Here is a 6,306-nt window from a genome sequence, read left to right on the forward strand (position 1 = left end):
AACTTATTTTGGAAAATATTCTTGGGAGATGTCAGGCCTGGCCGTGGCAGTCGCTCGGCTCGCCGAAGAGGAAAAGGCTGTGCGTGTCGTGCAGCGCGATCACGTTGCCGAAATCGAGCAGGAGCAGCACGCCGGACGGCAGCACCAGAAGCAGGATGGCCGCGATCAGCACGCAGCCGAACGTCCGGCTCCCTTCCGGGTCGCCCTTCCAGGTCTGCCAGGCGATCCCGAAGTACACGAGTCCGGCGAGCCGCACGCCAAGCACCGCGTAGGCGAGGAGCAACTCCCCGCCCGGGACCGGCTCGCTCACGCAGCGGGACTCCGCGTTTCGGAACTGGATCACCATCAGCAACACGGCCGGCGCGAGGAGGCCGAGGGACTGCGCCAGGCGCAGCGGGCCCTGCCTCTCCTCTTCTGCGTCGTACTCGCGCGGTCCGCGGAACGGCCGGTACTCCCTCATGTCCATGTCCCGGACGCTAGGCGGTTGTTCCGCGCCCCGGCTCCGATCGCGACCACGTCGCAACCCGATCGCTCCCGGACCGCGGCCCGCGTGACGCAGCGGCGCGGGTATGGGGACGGTTTCCGTGCCCGATCCGTGTGCCGGATCCGTATGCCCGACGCGACGGATACGCCGGTCAGATGCTGGACCGCGGCGACCTGCGCGTGTTTGTCTGTGCCTCGCGTCACCCTCACAGCCCTGGTCCACCCCGTCGATTGGACGTGCCAGACGTGCCGGATGTGCGAGATGTGCAGGACGTGCCCGACGCCCAGGATTCCCCCGCGGTACCGCCCCCGCCGCGCACGCCCTTCGGCGTACGCCTCGCCGAGCTCGCCGCCGAGGCGCCCGACCGCCCGGCCCTGACCGACCACGAACGCACCGTGACCCGGGCCGAGTTGGAGAGCCGCACCAACCGGCTCGCGCGGGCGTACGCGGCGCTCGGCGTCGGCGAGGGCTCGTACGTGACGATCGGGCTGCCCAACGGCGTGGAGTTCCTCGAGGCCGCGGTGGCCGCGTGGAAGCTCGGCGCGACGCCGCAGCCCCTGTCGTACCGGCTGCCGCCCCGCGAGCTGAACGCCGTACTGGACCTGGTCAAGCCCGCACTGGTCGTCGGCATCCCGGGCGCGGAGGGCGCCACCACCGTGCCGCGCGGCTTCGTCCCGGGCCCGGAGCACTCCGACGCGCCGCTGCCGGCCGCGATCGCCCCGTCGTTCAAGGCCCCGACATCGGGCGGGAGTTCGGGGACGCCGAAGGTGATCCTGTCGGCCGACGAGGCGATCGCGGAGAACGTCCTGCCGCTCGGCGCCCTGGTGCGCCTGGAGCCGGGCAGCGTGCAGCTGACCACCGGCCCGCTGTCGCACAACGGGCCGTTCCTCGTCTCCACGGTCGGTCTGCTCAACGGCACCCACAACATCCTGATGCCGCGCTTCGACGCGGCGACGGCGTTGGACCTGGTGGCCCGGCACGGCGTGGAGTGGATGTACACGGTCCCGACCATGCTGCACCGGTTCGCGAAGCTCCCGGCCGAGGAGCGCGACGCCGCCGACCTCGGCAGCCTGCGTACCGTGCTGACTCTGGCCGCGCTGTGCCCGCAGTGGCTCAAGGAGTTCTGCGTGGGCTGGCTCGGCGCCGACCGCATGCTGGAGGTGTATGCCGCGACCGAGGCGCACGCCATCACCCTGATCGACGGGCACGGCTGGATGGCCAAGCCGGGGTCGGTGGGCCAGGTCGTGGCCGGCGAGATCGAGGTGCGCGACCCGGAGGGCCGCAAGCTGCCGGCCGGCGAGATCGGCGAACTGTGGATGCGGCGCGGGCCGGACGGGGCCACCACGTACCGCTACATCGGCGCCCGGCCGCGGGCCGCGGGCGACGGCTGGGAGTCGGTCGGCGACCTGGGCAGTATCGACGCCGACGGCTTCCTGCACCTGGCCGACCGCAGCGACGACATGTTCGTGGTCGGCGGCGCGAACGTGTACCCGGCCGAGGTCGAGGGCGCGCTCGACGAGCACCCGGCCGTGCTGTCGTCCTGCGTGCTGGGGCTGCCGGACGAGGAGTACGGCAGCGTCGTGCACGCGATCGTCCAGACCGACGGCGACCTCACCGACGAGGAACTCCTGGACCACCTGCGCGAACGCCTGGTCGCGTACAAGCTCCCGCGCAGCATCGAGCGCAGCTCCGAGCCGCTGCGCGACGACGCGGGCAAGGTGCGGCGCTCGCGGCTGCGGGCGGACCGCATCGCGGCTCGGGCGGCCTCGGAGGCCGGCACGGGCTGACGGCGCTGTTTCGTTCCTGTCGGCTGACGGCGCGGGACGCATCTCCGAAGACGGCCAGGGCTGTTGCCTGCCGCAAGGGGTGCGTCCCGCAAGCCCGGTCAGCCGGGGCGTCGTGCGGGAGGCGGTACGTCCGGGAAGGCCCCGTCGAGCCAGCTCATGCCGAGCGTCCGCGCGGCGATGCGCCAGCCGTCCGCGGTACGCACGAAGCGGTCCTCGTACCAGGCTCCGGCGTGGAGCACCTTGCGGGTGCCGTCGCCCGCGGTGAAGGCCAGGGGGTTGTAGACGCTCGTCCGGCCGTGCGCGGTGTCGGCGCCGTCGAGGGTGACGGCCTTGTTGGTGATGTGGTGCTGCCAGGAGTCGAAGGGGACGAAGCACTCCGTGGTGAAGTACCGCTTCAGGTCGGGGTAGGGACCCTTGGGGCCGCCCGCGCTCGAGTAGTCGATGGCCGCGTCGGCCGTGAAGACCTGGTCGAGGAGGTCGAAGTCGCGGGTGTCGAGCGCGGTGGCGTAGCGGACGAGCAGGTCGTCGAGCTCGCGGCGGTCGAGAAGTTGCCGGAGCAGGTCGCGGTCGTGGTCGGCCGTCATGGCCGCCTCCGTTCGTGGGTGTCCGTCAGCAGGGCATCGGCAGGGCAATCAGCACGAGGAAGGTCCGCGGCGCCGGCGTCAGGAGCCGGCGAAGACCTCTTGCGTACCGACCTCGGCAGTGACCTCCTGGCGCCACGAGCGAATCTGCCAGGCACCGCTCGCGGTCCGGGCTGCTTCGGCGTGGTACCAGCCGAAGCACTCGTACGTCAGGTGCGAGCGGTCTCCCGTACCGATGTGGTGCACGCGCATCTTGAGGGCCAGCGAGGCGGTGTCGCCGTCGAGGAGTACCCGGGGGTTGCCCATCAGGTGCTGGGTGGGGCCGCAGGGGTCGAGGAAGCCGCGGATCATCGCGATCAGGTCGGCGCGTCCGTCCAGGACGTACAGGCCGGCGTAGTCGGCGTGCACGTCCTCGACGAAGACGGTGTCCAGCACGGCCCAGTCGCGCCGGTCGAGCGCGTCGGCGTACGTGTAGGCGAGTTCGATGACTGCGGCGCGGTCGTCGGATGCGTGGGTCATGTCGGGCTGGCTCCTGTGCCGGGGCGGTCGTCCGTGCCGGGTGCCGCACGCGCCGGTAAGCGCTGCGAAACCTTCGACACTTGATGTCGAATATTCGACATCTGCTGACGCGCCGGTACTGTAGCCCTGCCCGCAGCACGGATCAATGCCCGTCCGTACCGTCCGCCAGATCGGAACCCGTATGCCCGCAACGCCGCCGGCGGCCGAGTCCGCCGCCCGGTTCGAGTCGGAGCCGTGGTCCGCGACCGCGTCGCCGCCCACCGACCGGGTCGTGGCGGTCACCGAGTTCCTGGCGTCCCGGCCCGGCGAGCCGGTCACCGTCGCCGAACTCGTGCGCCACCTGGGCATCAATCGGGCCACCTGCCACGCGGTCCTGGCCGCGCTGGTCCGGGTCGGCTGGGTGGTGCGCGACCCCGCGGACCGCACGTTCACGCCGGGCCCGGCGCTCATTGCGCTGGGCCGCGCGGCCGAGAGCGGTGTACCCGCCGCCCGCGCGGCCGAGCACGAAGTCGCCGCGCTGGTCCGCGACCTGGGACTGTCCGCGTCGGTCGGCTACCCGAGCGGCGAGCACATCGTGGTGGGCAGCTACGCCGCGGCCGCGCAGGACGTGCCCGGTGCGGTACGCGTCGGGCAACGCGTCCCGTTCGCTCCGCCTTTCGGCCCCGGCCTCGTCGCGTGGGGCACCGACCGCGACATCGCCGACTGGCTGTCCCGCTCCCCCGCCCCGGGCCACGACGAGCGGCTGCGCACGGTGCTGGGCGAAGTCCGCAGCCGCGGCTACACCGTCGAACGCACCTCCGCCGCCTCCCGCCAACTGCGTGCACTGCTCGTCGAGCTGGACTCACTGTCCGTCCGCCAGCGCCCGGCCATCACCGAACTCCTCCACGAGGTAGGCGCGATCGACTACCTGGACGAGGAGCTACGCGCCCCGGGACCGCATCCCGTAGGCGTCATGTCCGCCCCGGCCTTCACCCGCGACGGCCGAGCCGCGCTGAACATCAGCGTGTACGTATGGTCCGACCTGAAGCCGCACCGCATCCGCGCCATCGGCACCCGCCTCCTGACCGCCGCCCACTCCGTCACCCGCAACCTGCACGGCACCCCGCCCGAGGGATTCCCGGCCCCTGACCGACCTGCAGGCACGCGGCTGTTGCGTCAGTAGACGATCGACACGATCCGGCAGGCTTCGGCGGCCAGTTCGCGGACGGTCCAGCCCGGCACCGCCTCCTTGGTCCAGTCGGCGGGTGCCAGGCCGTGGAGCGTGGTCATCAGTGCGGCGTGCTCGGGGGCGAACCGGGGCCGGGCGTCGATCGGTCTGCCGAGCCGGGAGTGGTCCGGCGCGGGGGCGGGTCGGGCGTCCATGCGTCCAGCCTGTCCGCGGATCGCGCGCTCGGCCACCGGTTATCCCGCCCGGCTGTCAGGCCAGCGGCTCGGCGACGGCCCAGTGCTCGACCAGCCGGCCGTCGTGCACCCGGACCATGTCGAAGCCGCCGACCTCGAAGCGCTTGCCGGTCGGCGGTGCGCCGAAGAAGTCGCCGGTGTGGGTGCCGCGGATGGTGTAGCGGTGGGCGACCCAGTCGCCGTTCTCGATCGTGTGCTCGGTGGTCACCTGCATGTCGGGGCAGCCGGCCGCCATCGCCTCCCATTTGCGGCGCCAGTCCTCGCGGGTGACGCGCTGCCCCTGGTCCAGGGATTCGGGGGCGATGTACGCGAGGCACGCGTCCAGGTCGCCGGCTTCGCGTGCCTCGATGATCGCTCGGACGATTGCGGCCGGGGCCGGTGTGTCGGACATGAACGTCTCCTCGTGTCATGGCGGAACACTAAACGGGGACTATTCCCCGTTTCTCTTCCGTGGACCATACGAGGACCACTCCCCGGTTCGCAACTACGATGGCCTCGATGCCTCCTCGCCCCCGCCTGCGCGCCGACGCCCAGCGCAACTACGACCGCCTGCTCGCCGCCGCGGAATCCGCACTGGACGAACGGGGGGCGAGTGCGTCCCTCGACGACATCGCCAAGGCCGCGGGCGTCGGCAACGCCACGCTCTACCGGCACTTCCCGACCCGCGAGAAGCTCATCGAGGCCGTCTACGACCAGCGCATCCAGGCACTGTGCGACGCAGCCGCCGACCTGGCCGCGGCACACCCGCCCGACGAGGCACTCGCGGCATGGCTGCACGCCGTCGCGACGCACGTGAACGCCAGCCGCACGCTTGCCGATGCCTTCGACGCCGCCTACCAGGGCCCCGAGGGCACCGAGCCTCCGCAGGTCACCGCCTGGCACCGCGCCGTACGCCGGGCCGCGGACCCTCTGGTGCTCGCCGCGCGCACCGCGGGGCGCGTACGCACCGACCTCGACAGCACCGAACTGCTCGCCCTCACCGCGGCCGTGGCCCGCGCCGGGGACCCGCAACAGGCGCATCGCTTCCTCGACGTCCTGATGGACGGGATCACTCCGCGCCCGGAGCCCGCTTCCTGAGCGCGTTCGCATCGTCCGCATGGGCCGCAGCCGATCCCCAGGGTCGGTTTCTGACGGCCCGTTAGTTCCATGCCTCTCCCCATGGACGCCTCGGGATTGCACCCACGGGCACAGGACGGGCCGCACACCCTGCCGTAGCTTTCACCTTCATTCCATTGCAATGACACCCGAGCAGTACGTTGCATTAAATTGCTGCCCACTGCAACGATTAATAGGCTCTGAGCTGCACATTCATCCTTCTTGCGCAATATGGATATTGCTCGATCCATGAACGCAACGTAGCGTTTCTCATGTAAGAAACACCGAGCAGTCACCACGCAACGGAGCCCGCACCATGCTGCAGTTCGCCACCGCCGCCCCCGCCGCCGTCACCGTCGACCTGCCCGCCGGCCGCATCCAGGTCATCGCCGCGGACCGCACCGACACCACCGTCGACATCCGCCCCGCCGACCCCGCC

General features: G+C 71.4%; 7 protein-coding genes and 2 pseudogenes. 4 read left to right on the forward strand and 5 right to left on the reverse strand.

The window, feature by feature from the left end:
• Positions 1–31 precede the first annotated feature (31 nt).
• Positions 32–466: a hypothetical protein gene (locus tag LZ495_RS40935; RefSeq protein ID WP_235058326.1), complete on the reverse strand. Its 435-nt coding sequence runs from the start codon at positions 464–466 to the stop codon at positions 32–34.
• Between the two features lie 290 nt (positions 467–756).
• Here LZ495_RS40935 and LZ495_RS40940 point away from each other — a divergent pair, with 290 nt between their 5' ends.
• A complete protein-coding gene (locus LZ495_RS40940) occupies positions 757–2,271 on the forward strand; it encodes an AMP-binding protein (protein WP_235058327.1) in 1,515 nt (504 codons plus the stop codon).
• A gap of 98 nt (positions 2,272–2,369) precedes the next feature.
• Here LZ495_RS40940 and LZ495_RS40945 read toward each other — a convergent pair whose 3' ends face one another.
• Together LZ495_RS40945 and LZ495_RS40950 are read right to left on the reverse strand one after the other, a co-directional pair.
• On the reverse strand, positions 2,370–2,855 hold the full coding sequence (locus LZ495_RS40945) for a nuclear transport factor 2 family protein (protein ID WP_235058328.1): 486 nt from the start codon (positions 2,853–2,855) through the stop codon (positions 2,370–2,372).
• A gap of 78 nt (positions 2,856–2,933) precedes the next feature.
• Positions 2,934–3,371, reverse strand: a complete 438-nt coding sequence (locus LZ495_RS40950; RefSeq protein ID WP_235058329.1) for a nuclear transport factor 2 family protein — start codon at positions 3,369–3,371, stop codon at positions 2,934–2,936.
• 181 nt (positions 3,372–3,552) lie between these two features.
• Between LZ495_RS40950 and LZ495_RS40955 the strand changes: the two genes are divergently transcribed.
• A complete protein-coding gene (locus tag LZ495_RS40955; protein WP_235058330.1) occupies positions 3,553–4,533 on the forward strand; it encodes an IclR family transcriptional regulator in 981 nt (326 codons plus the stop codon).
• 26 nt (positions 4,534–4,559) lie between these two features.
• On the opposite strand, the pseudogene LZ495_RS40960 reads toward LZ495_RS40955, so the two are convergent.
• Positions 4,560–4,733, reverse strand: a pseudogene (locus LZ495_RS40960) (maleylpyruvate isomerase family mycothiol-dependent enzyme); the annotation flags it as partial.
• A gap of 55 nt (positions 4,734–4,788) precedes the next feature.
• Positions 4,789–5,163 (reverse strand): ester cyclase, encoded by a 375-nt coding sequence (locus LZ495_RS40965; RefSeq protein ID WP_235058331.1) that lies wholly within the window; start codon positions 5,161–5,163, stop codon positions 4,789–4,791.
• 107 nt (positions 5,164–5,270) lie between these two features.
• On the opposite strand from LZ495_RS40965, the gene LZ495_RS40970 reads away from it, so the two are divergent.
• The gene (locus LZ495_RS40970; protein WP_235058332.1) at positions 5,271–5,849 is read left to right on the forward strand and encodes a TetR/AcrR family transcriptional regulator; all 579 of its coding nucleotides are present in this window, start codon (positions 5,271–5,273) and stop codon (positions 5,847–5,849) included.
• A gap of 334 nt (positions 5,850–6,183) precedes the next feature.
• Positions 6,184–6,306, forward strand: a pseudogene (locus tag LZ495_RS45480) (DUF4097 family beta strand repeat-containing protein); the annotation flags it as partial.

Origin of the sequence: Yinghuangia soli (assembly GCF_021502675.1) — a bacterium.
Taxonomy (GTDB): domain Bacteria; phylum Actinomycetota; class Actinomycetes; order Streptomycetales; family Streptomycetaceae; genus Yinghuangia; species Yinghuangia soli.

Bases quoted from the DNA above. Each gene is read 5' to 3' on its own strand.
- LZ495_RS40935 (WP_235058326.1), bottom strand. From the start codon at position 466: ATGGACATGAGGGAGTACCGGCCGTTCCGCGGACCGCGCGAGTACGAC.
- LZ495_RS40945 (WP_235058328.1), bottom strand. From the start codon at position 2,855: ATGACGGCCGACCACGACCGCGACCTGCTCCGGCAACTTCTCGACCGC.
- LZ495_RS40950 (WP_235058329.1), bottom strand. From the start codon at position 3,371: ATGACCCACGCATCCGACGACCGCGCCGCAGTCATCGAACTCGCCTAC.
- LZ495_RS40955 (WP_235058330.1), top strand. From the start codon at position 3,553: ATGCCCGCAACGCCGCCGGCGGCCGAGTCCGCCGCCCGGTTCGAGTCG.
- LZ495_RS40965 (WP_235058331.1), bottom strand. From the start codon at position 5,163: ATGTCCGACACACCGGCCCCGGCCGCAATCGTCCGAGCGATCATCGAG.
- LZ495_RS40970 (WP_235058332.1), top strand. From the start codon at position 5,271: ATGCCTCCTCGCCCCCGCCTGCGCGCCGACGCCCAGCGCAACTACGAC.